The following is a 17318-nucleotide window of genomic DNA, read 5'->3' on the forward strand; positions in this document are numbered from 1 at the left end:
TTGATTATACACGAAACAGGATCTTATGGAGCACCAGAAAAAATACCGCTGTTCGAGGGGTCCCGAGACATCGTGAAGAATTCAAGAAACCCGGCAAACCAAGAGGTAAATACAAAACAAAATAATTCTGAAAAAAAGTCAAATAGTGATAGAAATCGAAAAGCAGAGAGCATAATAAAAAGGAGCTTTCATGTATTACACATGTCAGCTCCTAATCGATAGGTCAAAATTCAATTTAGGGGTCTGGAAACAACTTCAAGAAACATCAGCCCCCTAGATTGTCCCCTAAATTCCGGACGGAAACCCCTAAATTATTTGGTTACCCGTTTCCATGACTTACTTCTTTTCTTCATAATATTTTTGAATCGCATCAAAGGTAACCTGCGAAATCACATGTTCCATATGACAGGCATCTTGTTCAGCAATGTCGCGAGGTACTCCGATTTCTTCCAACATTTCCATAAAAAATTTATGGCGTCGATAAGTCTCCTGAGCGATGCGTTCTCCTTCTTCTGTCAGATACAAATACTTGTTTTTATCCAGCTGAAGATATCCATCTTTCTCCAGAAGTTTGACAGCGTGAGAAACACTGGGCTTAGAAAAGCCGAGATAGCTTGCCACATCCACACTTCGCACCGGATCGATCTTTTGACTTAAAACCAGAATGGATTCCAGATAATCTTCTAAAGATTCTCCTAATTTCATGTTTCTCACCTCACTCCATCATTTTATAGGTTCCGAATGTTTCTGTCAAACATGGTGCCAGAAACCAAGAAACACATCACTACATTCCTAAAAGGAAAGAACAAATTTGTACAAAAGCATTCCAGATTCCATTCTGCATCATGCTTAAGGGTTGGCTCAAGATCCCCAAATAGATCAAAACCACCAGTACCAGCATAAAGAAGGGAGAACCTTGAATAAAACGGTAATATTGTTCATCCGGCAGAAACGAAAACAAGACTTTGGATCCGTCTAAGGGCGGCACCGGTATCAAATTGAACAAACCAAAACCAATATTTAAAGTCGCCGTCATCGATAATATGCTTTCAAGCAACGATCCCAGATTGGAATAAAGGAACAGAGGGTTCAGTTTTAATATTAAAATCAAACAAAAAATACATACAAATGCCAACAAAAAATTAGCAACCGGCCCAGCAAAACTTGTCCATATGATTCCTGTTTTCCGATCTTTATAATAGCTGGGATCAACAGGAACCGGCTTAGCCCATCCAAAATGAAACAAAAGCAAGCATAAGACTCCCAGCCAGTCAACATGCGCAAAAGGATTCAGAGAAATTCTTCCTTGCAGTTTTGCGGTCGGATCTCCCAGCCAGTAAGAGACCAATCCATGCGCCATTTCATGGATCGACATGGCCAAAATAACTGCAATCACCAAGGAAACGATATATTCTAAATTCCACAACATAGACTAAACGTTGAATCTAAAATGCATAACATCGCCATCTTGCACAACATAATCCTTTCCTTCCAGACGCAGTTTTCCCGCTTCTTTGATGGCATGTTCACTCCCCAAAGCATCCAAGTCTTCAAAAGAATAGACTTCTGCACGAATAAACCCCTTTTTAAAATCGGTATGAATGATTCCTGCACAATCTGGGGCTTTCATTCCTTTTTTAAACGTCCAAGCTCGACATTCATCTTCGCCTGCGGTCAAAAAAGTGCACAGGTTCAATGTGCTGTATGCTTTTTGAATCAAAGTATCCAAACCGCTGGATGGAAGACCCAATTCTTCTAAGAAGATTTCTTTTTCATCAGGTTCCAATCCGCTCAGTTCTTCTTCCATCTTGGCACACAAACAGACAACTTGCGCATTTTCCCGATCGGCCAGTTCTTTGACCTTCTGCACATACTCGCAGCCGCTAGGATCCATAACACCTTCTTCATCTAGGTTGCATACATAGATCACCGGTTTTGCCGTCAACAGATTGTATGTCTTCAAAAAGAACTGTTCTTCTTCATCCAGTTCCAGATAACGCGCTGGTTTGCCTTCTTCCAGACAAGGTTTTAACTTTTTCAACAGTTCCATCTCTTGTTTGGCTTCTTTATCCGAAGTCGTTTTCGCTTTTCTTTCCACCTTCGCAATACGATTCTCAACTGTCTGCAAATCGGCCAATGTCAATTCTAAATTGATGATCTCGATATCACGAACCGGATCGATCGAGTTTTCCACATGAGTAATATTCGGATCATCAAAACAACGTACGACCTGGCAGATCGCATCGGTCAATCGAATATTGGATAAAAACTGATTTCCTAAACCTTCTCCTTGACTGGCCCCTTTGACCAGCCCGGCAATATCGGTAAACTCGAAAGTTGTATAAATAGTTTTTTTAGGACGAAAAATCTCTACCAAACGATCCACACGCGAATCAGGCACTTCCACGACACCGACATTAGGCTGTATCGTCGCAAACGGATAGTTGGCAGCTTCTACCTGACTTTTTGTGATCGCATTGAACAAGGTGGATTTACCTACATTGGGCAATCCAACGATTCCAGCTGTTAAAGACATTCAGATCCACTCCCTTTCGAAACAACTCGTTTTAATTTTTTTTCAAACTTACTGCGAGGCATCAACACACTGGCACCACATCCCAAACACTTGATGCGGATATCCGCTCCCATGCGAATGATGCGCCATTGTTTAGATTTATGACACGGATGCTCTTTTTTCATCTCAATGATATCATTCAAATCGTATTGCTTATCTTCCATACGACTCATGCTCCTTATATGCTTTTAAAGTATTCATCAACAACATACAAACGGTCATAGGACCCACGCCGCCAGGCACCGGTGTGATGGCGGATGCTTTATCTTTGACATCTTCAAAATCAACATCTCCGCAAAGCTTACCATTCTCCATACGATTGATCCCTACATCGATCACAACCGCTCCAGCTTTGACATACTCACTGGTGATCATTTTGGGCCGTCCCACCGCAGCAATCAGGATGTCAGCTTTTGAACAGATTTGGGCTAGATCCTTTGTTCGCGAATGGGCCATTGTCACCGTAGCATTTTTTTGTTGGAGAAGCAGCGACAACGGTTTTCCAACTAAGTTGCTCCGGCCAACAACAACCGCATTGAGGCCGCTTAGATCTTCCAATCCAATCGATTTCAACATCTCCATAACACCGTTTGGCGTACATGGAAGCAAGCCGTCTCTGCCTGCCAGAAGCAGACCCGCATTGACCGGATGCAGCCCGTCTACATCTTTATCCGGCGAGATCTGATCCAGCACCGGATTTGTCTCAAAATGATCCGGTAAAGGCAACTGCACCAAAATGCCATCCACGTTGGGATCTTCATTTTGCTGGCGTACTACCTGGATCAGTTCCGCTTGCGAGATATTCGCATCCAGACGAATCGTACGATTTTCCATACCGACCGAAAGACATGCATTTTCTTTCCCGCGAACATAGCTCTGACTTGCCGGATTATCGCCTACCAGGATCACGGACAGCAAAGGCGACCGATTCCCATGTTCTTTGATTTCTTGTACTTCCTGCTTGATTGTCTGTCGGATCTTCGTAGATAATTCTTTTCCATCAATGATTTTCATAACCTAACTCCTCACTGTCCAAAACGATCGTTACAGGACCATCATTGCATAGTTCAATTTGCATATCGGCACCAAACACACCGGTTTCTACCGGTATGCCGGCACCAGCAATCGCTTGATTAAAATATTCATAAAGAGGAATCGCCTGTTCAGGTCTGGCAGCACGGGTAAAACCAGGACGATTTCCTTTCTTACAGTCAGCATATAAAGTAAACTGCGAGATCGACAAGATCTTTCCACCCATATCCAGCAAAGATCGATTCATCTTTCCTTCCTCGTCAGAAAAAACGCGCAATGAAACAATCTTTTTTACCACTTTGTCAACCACTGCTTCTGTATCGCTTTGAGTAAATCCGACTAAAACACAAAACCCTTGATCAATGGATCCCGTAATTTGCGAATCGATCGTACAGCTGGCATGACGCACTCTTTGAATCACAACTTTCATACTCTCTTCTCCAGACAACAAACTGCCATACAGACAGCTCCTTCCTGATGGCCGACAAAACCTAATTTTTCGCCTCGTGTCGCTTTGATGGAAATCGCATCGATAGAACAATGAAATACCGATGCGATATTTTCACGCATCTGCTCAATATAAGGAGCCAATTTAGGCTTCTCAATCAATATAGTGGCATCCATATTGCCAATACGATACCCCTTTTGTGTCATCATTTCATAAACCTTAGCGCACAGTTGAATACTGTTTGCTCCCTCATAGAGTGGATCGGTATCGGGGAAATGTTTTCCAAGATCTCCTAACGCTAAAGCACCTAATATGCTTTCCATACAGGCATGGCAAAGCACATCCGCATCGGAATGGCCATCCAAGCCTAGATCATGTTCAATCAAAACACCGCCTAAGATCAAAGCCCGGCCTTCTTTCAAAGGATGAATATCGATCGATTGTCCAATCCGCATAAGATCACCTCAAATTCAACAGAACAATTATACAAAAAAAAACCTGACTTTAAAAGCCAGGTATCCGCCAAATTAACGTACAACTTGGATGAACTGAGGAGTTCCTCCACCACCATTGTACACACTGGAAATAATAGTTTGAGATGTTCCCTCACCAGTGTAGAAGTTACCATGAACAGCCATACCATTGCCAATATAAATTGCGATATGGTCTACTCCACGCCCACCATTGTCATAATAAACAAGGTTTCCAGCTTGAGGCGTATTTGTATAGTAACCATAGTAAATATATTCATCTGGCCACAACTGCATCGCATCACTGACACCAGCCATAGCCAATGCTTGCTGAACAACTTGTGTACACCACATTCCATCTGTAACGCCGACCAGCTGTTGAGCTGAACTTGCGATACGAGTGTTAAGATCGCTGTTAACAGCCCCTGTATTCGTATCTTCAACAGGTGTCTGATCGACTGCTGGTGTCTGATCAACTGCTGGTGTTTGTTCTTCTGCCGGTTGTGTGTCCGTTACCGGAGCTTGTTCTTCTTCAGGCTGCGTTTCCGTAACCGGTGTTTGTTCGGCTGCCGGTGTTTCCACAACAGGTTCAGTCACTTTTTCCGTATAAGTAGGCTGCGAAACGGCTGCGGTCGATTCTTCAACCACTTGCACAGGCTCCTGCACAACTGCCTCTTCTACAACCGTTGATTCAACAACTGCTTCTTGCGCTTTTTGTTCTTCAACTGCTTTTACTTCTTCCTGAACGACTTCTTTTGTCGTCTGGGAAACATTGGTCTGAACTTCTTCCGCTACTGTAGAAGATACTGTAGCTACTGTTGCCTTTTTCGTAGTCTTCTGATCAACAGATCCCGATTCATCAAAGTAATAACTCTTTCCTTCGATTTCCTGCCATCCTGTTGCGACAGTTGTATCGGTGTTAATATAACGATCCCCATGCCATCCTGGTTCTGTTTCCATTGCATAGACAGCTGCAACTACTGGAAAACAGCTGGCAACGCATAATACGGCGGCAACTTTCTTACCATGTTCCTCAATATAATTCATAGAATAAACCCCCTTAGTATATTCTTTATTCCGATAGTTACCTAAAATTTAACATAAAAAAAGAGGGGTATCAACCCTCTTTTTAAAAATCCTTTGCACTTTTTAAAGATTATTTCGTTTTCTCAATGATTTCTAAGAAAGAATCTGCTTTTAAGCTAGCACCGCCGATCAAGGCTCCATCGATATCCGGACAAGCCATATATTCAACGATATTGCCAGGTTTTACACTTCCGCCATACTGTACACGTACAGAATCAGCTGCTTCCTGACCATACATTACTTTGACTTGATCACGAACGATGGCACAGCAATTCTGTGCATCTTCTTTGGTAGCAGATTTACCAGTACCGATAGCCCAGATTGGCTCATAGGCGATAACCATATTGGCTACATCTTTGGCATCCAGATCGGCAATCGATCCTGTCAGCTGATCACGAATAACTTTTTCAGTTTCCCCGGCGTCGTATTGAGCTTCGGTTTCACCAATACAAAGAATAGGAGTCATACCAGCCGCAATCAAACGTTTTGCCTTTTTGTTCACAGTTTCATCCGTATCTCCAAACATCTGACGACGTTCGCTATGACCGATGATGCAGTATTTGATTCCTAATTCTTCCAACATAGGAACGCTGACTTCCCCGGTAAATGCTCCGCTGTCTTCGAAATGGCAGTTTTCAGCAGCTACGATCAAATTTTTCGCGTTGTCTGCTGCCGTTTTTAAATCTGTAAACGGACATCCAATTCCATAAGTCGCATTTTCACTGGCAGCTGCCGCATCCACTTCTTTAAAGAAGCTCTCTGTTTCGGCATTGTTTTTATTCATTTTCCAGTTTCCAACAATAATTGGTTTTCTCATGATGATTCTTCTCCTTTTTACTTTTCGCTAATAATTGCGATACCTGGCAAAGTTTTTCCTTCCATGTATTCCAAAGAAGCACCGCCTCCAGTCGATACATGAGAGAATTTTTCGGCATAGCCCAACTGTTTTGCGGCAGCTGCTGAATCTCCACCGCCGATTACAGTGATCGCATCTGGCAATTCAGAGATAGCCTGGCACACTAATTCAGTACCTTTGGCAAATTTTTTCATTTCGAATACACCCATTGGTCCATTCCATACAACTGTCTTTGCCCCTGCCAATGTTTCTTTGAACAGTTCAACTGTAGCAGGACCGATATCCAATCCCATCCATCCTTCAGGGATCTCTCCGGATTTGCATACTTGCGTATTGGCGTCTTCGCTAAAGGCATCGGCACAAACATTATCTACAGGAAGAACCAGTTTGTCTCCGGCTTTTTCCAAATACTCTTTTGCGAGATCCAATTTGTCATCTTCCACTAAAGATGTACCAATGTTTCCACCCTGTGCTTTCATGAAAGTATAAGCCATACCTCCACCGATGATTACTTTATCCGCCTTCTTCAACAAATTATCGATCACATCGATTTTACTAGAAACTTTAGATCCGCCGATAATCGCAACAAACGGATGAGCTGGTTCATCAACTGCTTTTCCAAGCATGGTCACTTCTTTTTCTACCAGGAATCCCAGACCGTTTTCTTTGATGTTTGTTGGAATACCGACAGTAGACGCATGTGCGCGGTGAACAGAACCAAATGCATCTTCTACAAAGACATCTCCTAAGCTGGCCCAATAAGCGCCTAACTCTGGATCGTTCTTGCTTTCACCTTTTTCATAGCGTGTGTTCTGCATCAATACAATTTCACCATCTTGTAATGCCGCAACCGCATTTTCCAATTCTTCCCCGCGAGTAGCCGGGCAGAAAGTTACCTTAGTCTCTGGCAACAATTCCTGAAGACGAACGGCAACGCATTCCAAATTATTTTTGGCTTTATCTTCTTCCGTTTTTACCTTTCCTAAGTGAGACATCAAGATCACTTTTGCTTTGTTCTCTACCAAATATTTGATGGTTGGCAAAGCCATGACGATACGATTATCATCCGTGATCACGCCATCTTTTCTAGGTACATTGAAGTCGCAGCGTACAATGACCTTTTTTCCAGATACTTCCAGATCTTTTACTGTTCTTTTAGCCATTTTAATTCCTCCTACTGAACTAAGCACTCCTATTATATCACTTGCCATTTTGATTTCCTAGATTTTGTTAGGAAGGTCCGTAAATTTATGAAAAAAAGACGTTCTATTTATGATAAGAACGTCCATTTTGAATCATATAAGCTCGGTAGATCTGCTCAAGAATCAGAATTCTTGTTATCAGATGTGTAAATGTCATATCGCCTAATTTCAATTTGAAATTAGCACGCTGGATCAAACTTTCGTGCGGCCCTAGAGAACCGGCGATCACAAAGACTAAACGAGATACTTTTTGATTCCATGTCTCCAAAGATTGAGAAAACGCAACGGAATCCATCATCTTGCCATGAAGATCAAGCAAGACCACCCAATCTCGATCTTGGATCTTTGCCAGAACACGCTTAGCCTCTTGTTCTTTGATCTTGTCAACCTCTTGTGATCGATCCACGTGACGATTGGGCTCATCCTTGAGCTCTATGACCTCGATCTTCGTAAAAGCAGAAAGACGCTTCACATATTCATCCTCCAGAAGACGAAGGGCTTTCTCTTTATTTTTGCCTACACAGAGCAGACTGATCAAATTTGTGCCTCCACGGGATAAAGTTTAGTCAAAGCCAATACTTCATCATGAACTTTAGCACATGTGGCTTCATTCGCGTTCTTCAAAACTTCAACGATCCATTTGGTTACTTGTTCAAACTCAGCTTCTTTGAATCCGCGCGAAGTCATCGCCGCTGAGCCCAAGCGAATACCACTGGTGATAAATGGTTTTTGTGTATCGTAAGGAATTGTATTTTTATTTGCGGTAATACCCGCAAGATCCAAATAATGTTCTGCATCTTTACCCGTCATTCCAATACTGGAAAGAACATCGACCATCAGCAGATGATTATCGCTGCCGCCCGAAACGATCCGGAAACCAGCATCTTGGAATCCTTGAACCATCACTTGCACATTCTTTAAAACTTGTTCGATATAATCTTTATAAGAAGGCTGACTGGCTTCGTACAAGCAAATTCCTTTTGCCGCGATCACATGTTCCAAAGGACCACCCTGCATACCAGGGAATACTTTAGAATCTAGTTTTTTTGCGAATTCTTCCTTACAGAAAACCATGCCTCCACGAGGACCGCGCAAAGTCTTATGGGTCGTTGTAGTGACAAAATCAGCATAAGGAATGGGACTTGGATGGAACCCGGCCGCAACCAATCCGGCGATGTGGGCCATATCGACCATCAAATACGCTCCACACTTTTGGGCGATCTCTCCAAAACGTTCGAAATCAATGATTCGCGAATACGCACTGGCTCCGGCAACGATCAGTTTGGGTCTGATTTCCATGGCTTGTTTTTCTAAAGCATCGTAATCGATTCGTTCCGTTTCCTTATCAACCATATAAGGCACAAACTGATACAATGTTCCAGAAAAATTCATAGGATGGCCATGCGTCAAATGTCCCCCGGCCGCCAGATCCATTCCCATAACAGTATCTCCTGGCTGCAGCAAAGTATTATAAACCGCCATATTAGCCTGAGACCCCGAATGAGGCTGCACATTTACATGGTCTGCTTTGAATAACGCGAGCGCTCTTTGCCTTGTCAGATCCTCGGCCGCATCCACATTGACGCACCCGCCATAGTATCGTTTTCCCGGATAGCCTTCTGCATATTTATTCGTCAATACACTTCCTTGTGCTTCTCGCACTTCTTGAGAAACAAAATTTTCGCTGGCAATCAGCTCAACATTTCCTTTTTGTCTTTGTTCTTCTTTTTCAATGATCGAAAACATTTCAAGATCTCGCATAACACACCTCCGTTTTCACCCACTCTAACATAAAAAAAAGAAAGAGACAAACTCTTTCTTACAGGTTCGGATCGACGTGGACATAGCCAATCAGCGGATTGCTGCATTGTACACTGAACACCGTTGTCGTATAACCGTTCCAGCCTCCATGAACGGCTTGGCCATTCCCGATATAGATCGCAACGTGCCCCTGATAAACACAGATATCGCCCGGAACAGGATCATTTGTCAAAGTGCCTAAAGACAAATACGCTTCTGGTGCACCATGGAAATCGATTCCTACCGCTCTTAAAGAATTAGTGACCAACATCGTACAATCCTGATTGAAACCAATCTGCGCTAAAGCGGCATCCGCTATCTTCTGATGAAAGTTCGGATCAATTTTCTTTTGAACCTCAACCTCTACGTTCTTGATGGTTTCATTGTTGCCCGCATCGGTTGCCTTGATCTGTACTGTATAAGTTCCCGGTGCAGAAGTATCGATGTCTCCTTCAAGATCAACTTCAACTTCTTTGTCTCGATCATCCGATACTTTGATTTCGTTTTCTAGATCGAATTCATCCCCTTGCGTGATCACATAACGATCCTGCGCTTCAATTACAGGGGCCTTGGTGTCTATGACTTCCACTTGTTTTGTGATCGTATAATCACTAGAAACTTGCGAAGATTGGGAATTGTTCATCTTGTCCCACAATGCCTTCGAAGATTTCAAGGAATATGTTATCGATACATCCTGCTTGCCTGAAGAATCTAGATCCAGATTGTCTACAGTCACTCGCATCGCATCATTTTCATACACCATGCTTCCTTTTTCGTTTCCCTTATACTCAAGATCCTCTAAAGAGAATCCTTTCATAGTCAGAAGCTGATCTACGATTGCCTTCTCATCTTCGAGCTCTATGGCCTTTTCCTGTGCAAAAACAGACTGACTTTGTATACAAACGCTGAACAGCAAGCTCAGGCCCAATGCGAAATATTTCGTATTTTTCATGAATCTTGCCTCCATTCTATTCATGATTTGTGAACACACAATTGTGCATGATACAGAAACGGAAGCAGTTTGTAAAGTCTTTTTACAATTTCACAATTTTCACACAATTTTTCACTTTATCCCTTATATAAAGGCTAATATCGGCTTTTTTTAGTTGTTTTTCTCCCACATTTTCCCCAAAAACATCAAAAAATCGCATCAAAAATGACACGATCTGTTTTTTATTTCAGTTGATCAAGAAGGCTATGACCAATCGTATTTTCCGGCATTTCTAAACCAAAATTATCGAGAATCGTAGCTCCAATCACCGCAAAGGTCTTTTCGTCCTCCAAGATGCCTTGTTCTTTCATACTAGGAGAAACCATCATCAAAGGCACCATCTCGCGCGTATGATCGGTTCCTTTATAAGTAGGATCATTGCCATGATCGGCCGTCACCATCACCAAATCATCCGGACGCATTTTCTGCAATAATTGTCCTAGCAAGGCATCAAAGCGTTCCAATTCTTCTCCATATCCGATGGGATTGCGACGATGTCCCCACAAAGCATCAAAATCAACCAGATTGACAAAACAAAGTCCGGTAAAATCCTGGTCAGCAATCTCTAATGTTTGTTCCATGCCGTGTACACTGCTCTTGGATTTGTGTGCCTGAGTGATTCCTTCCCCGTCAAAGATATCTCGAATCTTCCCTACGCTGATCACATCATAACCATGTTCTTTCAAAACATTCAAAGCCGTAGTTCCATATGGCTTTAACGCATAGTCATGACGATTGGAGGTACGGACAAACTCGCCCTTCTTCTTTCCTGTATATGGCCTTGCGATTACTCGTCCAACCTTCCATTCTGGTCGCATAGTCAACTCACGGGCAGCCTCACAATACCGGTATAATGTGTCCACCCCCATTGTTTCTTCATTCCCGCATATCTGCAAGACAGAATCTGCTGAGGTATAAACGATCAAATCACCATTTTGGATCTCCTGCTCTGCCAATTCATCCAGGATCTCTGTCCCGCTGGCTGCCTTATTCCCAATGATCTTTCGTCCATCGCAACGTTTGCTCAACTCATCCAGCAGTTCCTGAGGAAATCCGGTTTCAGTAAATGTCTGAAATGGTGTTGTGATGTGCAGTCCCATCATTTCCCAATGGCCCGTCATTGTGTCTTTTCCGGCACTGGCTTCTTGAAGACGCAAAGCATAACCATGGGTTTGCGTAGGTTTTTGAACACCTATATTTCCCAACCCTAAAGAAAGCATATTGGGAATATGAAGATTCGGCTTCTTTTCCAAAATATGACCAAATGTGTCGGCACCCTCATCATCAAATTGTGCTGCATCCGGTGCGTGTCCGATTCCAAAGGAGTCTACTACGATTGTAAAGATTCTTTTATATTTCATGGTCTTACCTCATAATAGCGGCTTCTAAAGCGACTTCCATCATCTGTGAAAAAGAAGTCTGACGTTCCATGGCACTGGCATGCTCGTCAGTCACCAGAGAATCAGAAATCGTCAAAAGACAGGCTGCATTTTTCCCTAAGATCTTCGCATTGTGAAATAAAGCGTAGCTTTCCATTTCCACACAGACACAGCCATGTTCCTGATAAAAATCATTGTGATCCGGAACATTGGCTTCATGATAGAATACATCGCTTGAATGAATTCGTTTTTCCAAAACCGGGATTTCCAGTTTTGCGGCTGCTTTTTTGATTGTCTCATTCAAATCTTGACTTGGATATTGGATATTTCCCTCGATGCCTGCCTGAGCCAACGCAAAAGTCGACTCACTCCAGCAGCTGTCCGCCAAAACCAGATCAAATAAATGCAAATCTTTTGTATAAGCACCGGCACTGCCAATACGGATGATGTTTTCTACTCCATATTCTTTAAACAATTCATAAGAATAGATTCCCATGCTTGGCATGCCCATACCGCTGGCCATTACAGAGATTCGTTTTCCTTTATAATCCCCTGTATACCCATACATTCCGCGAACGGCATTAAACTGTACAAAATCCGTCAAATAAGTCTCAGCGATGTGTTTGGCTCGCAACGGATCTCCTGGCATCAAGACAGTTTTGGCGATATCGCCTAGATTGGCATTATTATGTGCTGTCGACATTTTCATTCCTCCTTATTTTATTATTATGATTGAAAAACTAAATCCGAAAAAAACTTATTCAGACATTTTAAACATATTTGGATCATCAATCCCATACAAAGAATCGCTAGCAATGTTCCTAAAGCAAAATGAGCTCCTAATAATACACCAAGCAACGCAAACAAAATATCTGCCGTTGTCCGAATCGGTCCCACGGGTTTGTCCAGCTTTTTACTCAAGGTAAAGACCAGAGCTTCATAAGCCCCTTTGCCATAATCTGCCAAAGCATAAAAGGCTACTCCGAAAGCTAAGATCGCAAAGCCTATGATCATCATCAGAATACGGCCCATCATCGGCAATCCATGAAAATCTAAAAAAGCCAGACTATCTGTTACCAAAGCAATCACGATCGGATTCAAGATACTGCCGACATGGATCTGTTTTCGATCCACAAAAAAGATAACGGCCAAGATCACGGCACAAACCAAGAGATTGGCTTGCCCCACCGTAATATGCAAAGTATCAGCAATTCCAATCCAAAAAAGTGTCATGGGATCACTTCCCAAATCAACCGCAATCGTAATAGCGATACCGATTCCGGAAATCAAAGATCCCAAAACGACAAGTCCTGTTTTTTTTAAATTCATCACATCCACCTTTCTTTGTGAAAAAAGATACCGCAAAGATTTTCTTTACAGTATCTTTTAGGTTTACGTAAACTCTTTTTACAAGTTCAGTTTACTAAAGGCAGAGATGTGACTCAAATAATCCTTTTCCTATCCGAGCGGAAGGTTATTTCGCGTGCTTCCAAAGCACATCCAAAGTCACTTCGATCATTTCATCAAAACCGGATTGTCTTTGGGCCGCACTTATTTTTTCTTTTAACAAAGAATGATCACTGACTGTCAAGATGGTCGCTGCCTTTTTTTTGGCAATGGCCGCATTGTGCAGCAAGGCAAAACTTTCCATGTCCACCGCAAGGCACTTTTTCTCTTCACAGATCAAATGTTTATCTTCTTTTTTCTTGTAGTAAAAACAGTCGCTTGTATGCAGGCATCCTTTTTTGTGCGCCAGTTTTTTTTGTTGAGCGCACTCCCATAAATCGGCCCATAATTCCGGATCCGGATAGACTACGTCGTCTGTACATCCGCTATATATGCTGGCATAAGCCGACTGGCTCCAGCAGGAATCCGGAATGAACAGATCCATCAAGGCAAGATCCATTGTATAAGCTCCGCAAGATCCGGTGCGAATGATGATTTCGACATCGTATTTATTGAAGAGTTCGTGAGAATAGATTCCCATGGATCCGCACCCCATACCACTGGCCATGACCGTGATGCGTTTGCCGCGATAGCTTCCGGTATACGCAAGCATTCCGCGCACATCATTGATCAAAGCAGCATCCTGTAAATATTTTTCGGCGATATATCTGGCGCGCAAAGGGTCGCCAGGCATCAGCACCACTGAAGCGACTTCTTCTTTGGAAGCCTTATTATGTACCGTTGCCATTACCACTGCCAGCCGTTGAAGGTAAATGTCGTTTCGGCCACATCGTTTGGATCGTATTCTTCCAAGATTTTTGCATAACGCTCTTTATAGTCGTTATCCACTTTTGCTTGAGGGATCACGATGCTTGCTTCATTCAAGAAATGAAACGAGTCTCTTCCCATCGCCTTACCTCTTTGCGTGTGTTTGTCTAAAGCGACATCGGGAACTTCCGGATATTGTCCCATCGCAAAACTCTTGATGCAGATATTCTTTAAGAGATCGCTGGAGCGGTCTTTTTCGCTTTCACACATATAACGGATTGCGTGAATAAAGAAAATCGTACGATCATTATCCGCATAATCAAAATTCAGGCGAGCTTGGGCCAGGGCATTGACTACAACAATAGCCATGGGATTGCCCATCCCGATATCTTCCACCGAGATCGTGATCAGACGGCGCCACATCTTTTCTTCTAATTGCGGCGAAGAAATATAAAGTTCATAGGCAAATTTACATGCCTCTTCTTCTTTTCCGCGGCGAATGCATTTCTGTAAAGAACTGATCACTTCATCGCAGGCATATCCATTGCGAGTCGTGATCTTCGACCATGGATCATATGCTTGTTTTCCCATACATCATTCTCCTTTTGGGGCTTGCAGCTGACGATAGATCTCCATGATTTCCATCACAAGTACCTTGATCGTTTCACAGCTCATAAACTGATCTTCCGCATGAAGAACCAGCATCGATACTTGAGGCGTGTTTTCGGTTGCCTCTTTTTGAAGAAGCTGCAAATGAGTATCGTGAGCGGTACGCAACACTTCGTCCCCCTGTTTGATTTGTTCTATAGCTTGATCAAATTCTCCTCGACGGGCCAAATGAGCCGCTTCGATATAGGTGGACTTGGCAACTCCGGAGTATGCGATGATCTGCATCGCTACTTCTGACAATTTTTCAAGATCTAACATAAAATAATTATCCTTTTAATGCTTTTGCTTGTTCATAAGCGGCTTTACCATCCGCCATGGCATAGACGCGCATATCTACACAAGCGGTTGGCATTTTTACTTTATTTTTTACATCATCCAGAGCATAACGGATCTGAGGAGCTAACAAGCAAACATCCCATTTTCCGGCTTCATCGCCTGCCGCTGCTGAGCTGACTGCTTGCACTGTTGCTTCTTCTCCGATACTCTTGGCATACTCACCAATTTTCTTGACCAGGATCGAACTTGACATCCCGGCATTGCATACAACTAAGATCTTCATACGTTTTCCTCCTTTATATGATCTGTACGATTCGCTCCAGATAATCGATCAGTTCGCCTTCACTATGCATGCCGCACAGAATACCAACTAAACGACTGGAGGCCGCTACCTTGTTGATCAAATCATAGATATGGATCATCTCTTTATAGATCCTGGGCTCATGAGCCCCCACAAATACAATACGAATCGGATGACCAGCCATCTCTGCATCTGTTCGAACGACCCCGACACAAACACCATTTTTAACGGCTTCATTCTCTAATGGATGAGCGAAAAAGACACCATGATCAATATGCGTGTGATAGATTTGTTCGCGCTGCATAGTGGCCACCGCAAAGGCATCCGCATCCAGAATATTTCCATTTTCCATCAAACGCTTTGAACACCTTTGAATAATTTGCGCAAAGGATGGTTCTCCGTCAAAAAACAGAACCGCATTTCGATTGAAGACTTTGTGAAAGACTTCTTCGCTGGAAGTCACCGTCACCGTCTTGACAATAAACGATTCCAGCCGTTGCCTTTCGGCTGTTCCTGGCAACTGCGTGATCTCGATCAAAGGAACGGAAATCTTTTTATCGATCGTCCTGTCCGAAATCACCAGATCGACTTTATGCGATTCGAGTTCCTCCTCCAGACGATACATGGGGATCTTTGTCACAATATCAATTCTCGAACCGAATTCCTGATTGAGCCACACATGGAGCATATTCGCAAAACTTTGTGATGTTCCGCTGACCAGAATCGTTTTGACTCTGGCATTCTGTGCCTTTAAGAAAGGCATCACATACATCGTTAAAAATGAGATTTCATCTTCGCTCAAATACAGCCCATACCGTTCGTGAATGATCGGCACGATCAGCATTGTGATCTCATACGCAAATGAATACTTGACTTTGACTTCTTTTAGAAGCGGGTTAGAAAGCTGATAATCCATCAACAATCGTTTGATTGTAAACTGAAGATGAATCTTGAAGTTTTCAAAAAGAGAAGGGATCTTTGTGAAATCCATGTTGTATTTGGCAAGCATCTCTTTTGTGAAAAGATCTACGATCTCTTCAACTTCCGATCCCGAGATCACACCTTCCTGATTGCTGTAGAAACCCAGAGTCTCAATATAATTTTGCAGAAGATGACAATCACTTTTCGTAAGATTAAACTTCAAGTCGCGAAAAAGACTCGTCAACAATTGACTCAATTTTTCGTTAGGGTTGAATAATTCCACATTTCTTTCCAAATGATACCCGCCTTCGGATCGAAGCATCGTAAAAAAGATCATCCACGCGATCACAAAGACCATCTGATCCGATAACACGATCGAATTACTGCGACAATAGGCGCTGATATAGTCAACGATATCGTTGAGTTCTTCCATATCAGCGCTGTCGCGAATCATTTGATAAAGATGAATGTCCACCAGCCGGTTGGTCAGATAAATTTCTTCTTTGATCAAGCGATAAACTAAAGTTCGAATCTCGATTTCTTTCGGTTGTAAGATCATTTGCCCATTTTCCAAAGATAAGGCATAAAAATGATATTTCTCATCCAAATGATGGATCATCCCTGTCAGATCTTTATAAACCGTTTGTTCCGAGACATAGAGTTCATCCGCCATTTCTCCCAGATCTTTCGCATGACAATTCATCAGCTTTCCAAGAATATAATATTTCCGTTGCTTGGATGAAGTGGCAATCTGCTTTGGATTCAAAGCGTCCATCGTTTTTAGAACATCTTTGATTCGGTTGATGTTCTCCTGCATGATAAAGTACCCTGTCCGCTTGCTGGACTGAATCGAACACTGACTGTTCTTCAGCACCAGATTGATTCCGGCTATATCATTGCGAATTGTCCGAGTACTGACTTTTAAAGATTTAGCGATCTCATTGGCATAAATGCCCCGATCATGCTCTACGATGATCTTGACCACTTTTTTTTGGCGATCTGTTAACACCGGCATCCCTCTTTCAAACCCGCTGATCAAAAGTTGGATCGAACGATCCAACTAAAAATCTAACTTACCTTTTTATTATAACAAGATTT

General features: G+C 42.7%; 21 protein-coding genes. All 21 read right to left on the reverse strand.

What is annotated here, in order from left to right; genetic code table 11:
• Window positions 1-336: 336 nt before the first annotated feature.
• Window positions 337-705, reverse strand: a complete 369-nt coding sequence (locus HNQ43_RS00985) for a metal-dependent transcriptional regulator (protein ID WP_183373916.1) — start codon at window positions 703-705, stop codon at window positions 337-339.
• A 79-nt stretch (window positions 706-784) separates the two neighbouring features.
• On the reverse strand, window positions 785-1429 hold the full coding sequence (locus HNQ43_RS00990; protein ID WP_244957003.1) for a site-2 protease family protein: 645 nt from the start codon (window positions 1427-1429) through the stop codon (window positions 785-787).
• A 3-nt stretch (window positions 1430-1432) separates the two neighbouring features.
• The gene (gene ychF / locus HNQ43_RS00995) at window positions 1433-2536 is read right to left on the reverse strand and encodes a redox-regulated ATPase YchF (protein ID WP_183373918.1); all 1104 of its coding nucleotides are present in this window, start codon (window positions 2534-2536) and stop codon (window positions 1433-1435) included.
• Window positions 2527-2739, reverse strand: a complete 213-nt coding sequence (locus HNQ43_RS01000) for a DUF951 domain-containing protein (protein ID WP_183373920.1) — start codon at window positions 2737-2739, stop codon at window positions 2527-2529. Before HNQ43_RS01000 ends, ychF begins: the two co-directional genes overlap by 10 nt.
• Window positions 2729-3589 (reverse strand): bifunctional methylenetetrahydrofolate dehydrogenase/methenyltetrahydrofolate cyclohydrolase FolD, encoded by an 861-nt coding sequence (gene folD, locus HNQ43_RS01005; protein WP_183373922.1) that lies wholly within the window; start codon window positions 3587-3589, stop codon window positions 2729-2731. The genes HNQ43_RS01000 and folD overlap by 11 nt, the downstream gene beginning before the upstream one ends.
• A complete protein-coding gene (gene dtd, locus HNQ43_RS01010; RefSeq protein WP_183373924.1) occupies window positions 3576-4037 on the reverse strand; it encodes a D-aminoacyl-tRNA deacylase in 462 nt (153 codons plus the stop codon). The genes folD and dtd overlap by 14 nt, the downstream gene beginning before the upstream one ends.
• Window positions 4034-4510 (reverse strand): 2-C-methyl-D-erythritol 2,4-cyclodiphosphate synthase, encoded by a 477-nt coding sequence (ispF, locus tag HNQ43_RS01015; protein ID WP_183373926.1) that lies wholly within the window; start codon window positions 4508-4510, stop codon window positions 4034-4036. The genes dtd and ispF overlap by 4 nt, the downstream gene beginning before the upstream one ends.
• Window positions 4511-4582: 72 nt before the next feature.
• Window positions 4583-5572, reverse strand: coding sequence for an NlpC/P60 family protein (locus HNQ43_RS01020; RefSeq protein WP_183373927.1), 990 nt, complete (start codon window positions 5570-5572; stop codon window positions 4583-4585).
• Window positions 5573-5681: 109 nt separating this feature from the next.
• A complete protein-coding gene (tpiA, locus tag HNQ43_RS01025; RefSeq protein ID WP_183373928.1) occupies window positions 5682-6428 on the reverse strand; it encodes a triose-phosphate isomerase in 747 nt (248 codons plus the stop codon).
• Window positions 6429-6445: 17 nt separating this feature from the next.
• Window positions 6446-7630, reverse strand: coding sequence for a phosphoglycerate kinase (locus tag HNQ43_RS01030; RefSeq protein ID WP_183373929.1), 1185 nt, complete (start codon window positions 7628-7630; stop codon window positions 6446-6448).
• A gap of 103 nt (window positions 7631-7733) precedes the next feature.
• Window positions 7734-8207 carry a 23S rRNA (pseudouridine(1915)-N(3))-methyltransferase RlmH gene (locus HNQ43_RS01035; RefSeq protein WP_183373930.1) on the reverse strand — a complete coding sequence of 158 codons (474 nt, stop codon included), beginning with the start codon at window positions 8205-8207 and terminating at the stop codon, window positions 7734-7736.
• A complete protein-coding gene (glyA, locus tag HNQ43_RS01040; protein ID WP_183373931.1) occupies window positions 8204-9430 on the reverse strand; it encodes a serine hydroxymethyltransferase in 1227 nt (408 codons plus the stop codon). The genes HNQ43_RS01035 and glyA overlap by 4 nt, the downstream gene beginning before the upstream one ends.
• A 58-nt stretch (window positions 9431-9488) precedes the next feature.
• On the reverse strand, window positions 9489-10421 hold the full coding sequence (locus tag HNQ43_RS01045; protein WP_183373932.1) for an immunoglobulin-like domain-containing protein: 933 nt from the start codon (window positions 10419-10421) through the stop codon (window positions 9489-9491).
• A 221-nt stretch (window positions 10422-10642) separates the two neighbouring features.
• The gene (locus tag HNQ43_RS01050; RefSeq protein ID WP_183373934.1) at window positions 10643-11821 is read right to left on the reverse strand and encodes a phosphopentomutase; all 1179 of its coding nucleotides are present in this window, start codon (window positions 11819-11821) and stop codon (window positions 10643-10645) included.
• A 4-nt stretch (window positions 11822-11825) separates the two neighbouring features.
• On the reverse strand, window positions 11826-12542 hold the full coding sequence (gene deoD / locus HNQ43_RS01055) for a purine-nucleoside phosphorylase (RefSeq protein WP_183373936.1): 717 nt from the start codon (window positions 12540-12542) through the stop codon (window positions 11826-11828).
• Between the two features lie 23 nt (window positions 12543-12565).
• Complete coding sequence (locus HNQ43_RS01060; protein ID WP_183373938.1) at window positions 12566-13168, reverse strand: YczE/YyaS/YitT family protein; 603 nt, start codon at window positions 13166-13168, stop codon at window positions 12566-12568.
• 145 nt (window positions 13169-13313) lie between these two features.
• Window positions 13314-14033 carry a purine-nucleoside phosphorylase gene (deoD, locus tag HNQ43_RS01065; RefSeq protein WP_183373940.1) on the reverse strand — a complete coding sequence of 240 codons (720 nt, stop codon included), beginning with the start codon at window positions 14031-14033 and terminating at the stop codon, window positions 13314-13316.
• Complete coding sequence (locus HNQ43_RS01070) at window positions 14033-14644, reverse strand: AAA family ATPase (protein WP_183373942.1); 612 nt, start codon at window positions 14642-14644, stop codon at window positions 14033-14035. The genes deoD (HNQ43_RS01065) and HNQ43_RS01070 overlap by 1 nt, the downstream gene beginning before the upstream one ends.
• Window positions 14645-14647: 3 nt before the next feature.
• The gene (locus HNQ43_RS01075) at window positions 14648-14980 is read right to left on the reverse strand and encodes a PTS sugar transporter subunit IIA (protein WP_183373944.1); all 333 of its coding nucleotides are present in this window, start codon (window positions 14978-14980) and stop codon (window positions 14648-14650) included.
• A 7-nt stretch (window positions 14981-14987) separates the two neighbouring features.
• Window positions 14988-15281: a PTS sugar transporter subunit IIB gene (locus HNQ43_RS01080; RefSeq protein ID WP_183373946.1), complete on the reverse strand. Its 294-nt coding sequence runs from the start codon at window positions 15279-15281 to the stop codon at window positions 14988-14990.
• 13 nt (window positions 15282-15294) lie between these two features.
• Window positions 15295-17280 carry a BglG family transcription antiterminator gene (locus HNQ43_RS01085; RefSeq protein ID WP_183373948.1) on the reverse strand — a complete coding sequence of 662 codons (1986 nt, stop codon included), beginning with the start codon at window positions 17278-17280 and terminating at the stop codon, window positions 15295-15297.
• Window positions 17281-17318: the final 38 nt, after the last annotated feature.

Origin of the sequence: Faecalicoccus acidiformans (assembly GCF_014202635.1) — a bacterium.
In the GTDB taxonomy this organism is placed as follows: Bacteria; Bacillota_I; Bacilli_A; order Erysipelotrichales; family Erysipelotrichaceae; genus Faecalicoccus; species Faecalicoccus acidiformans.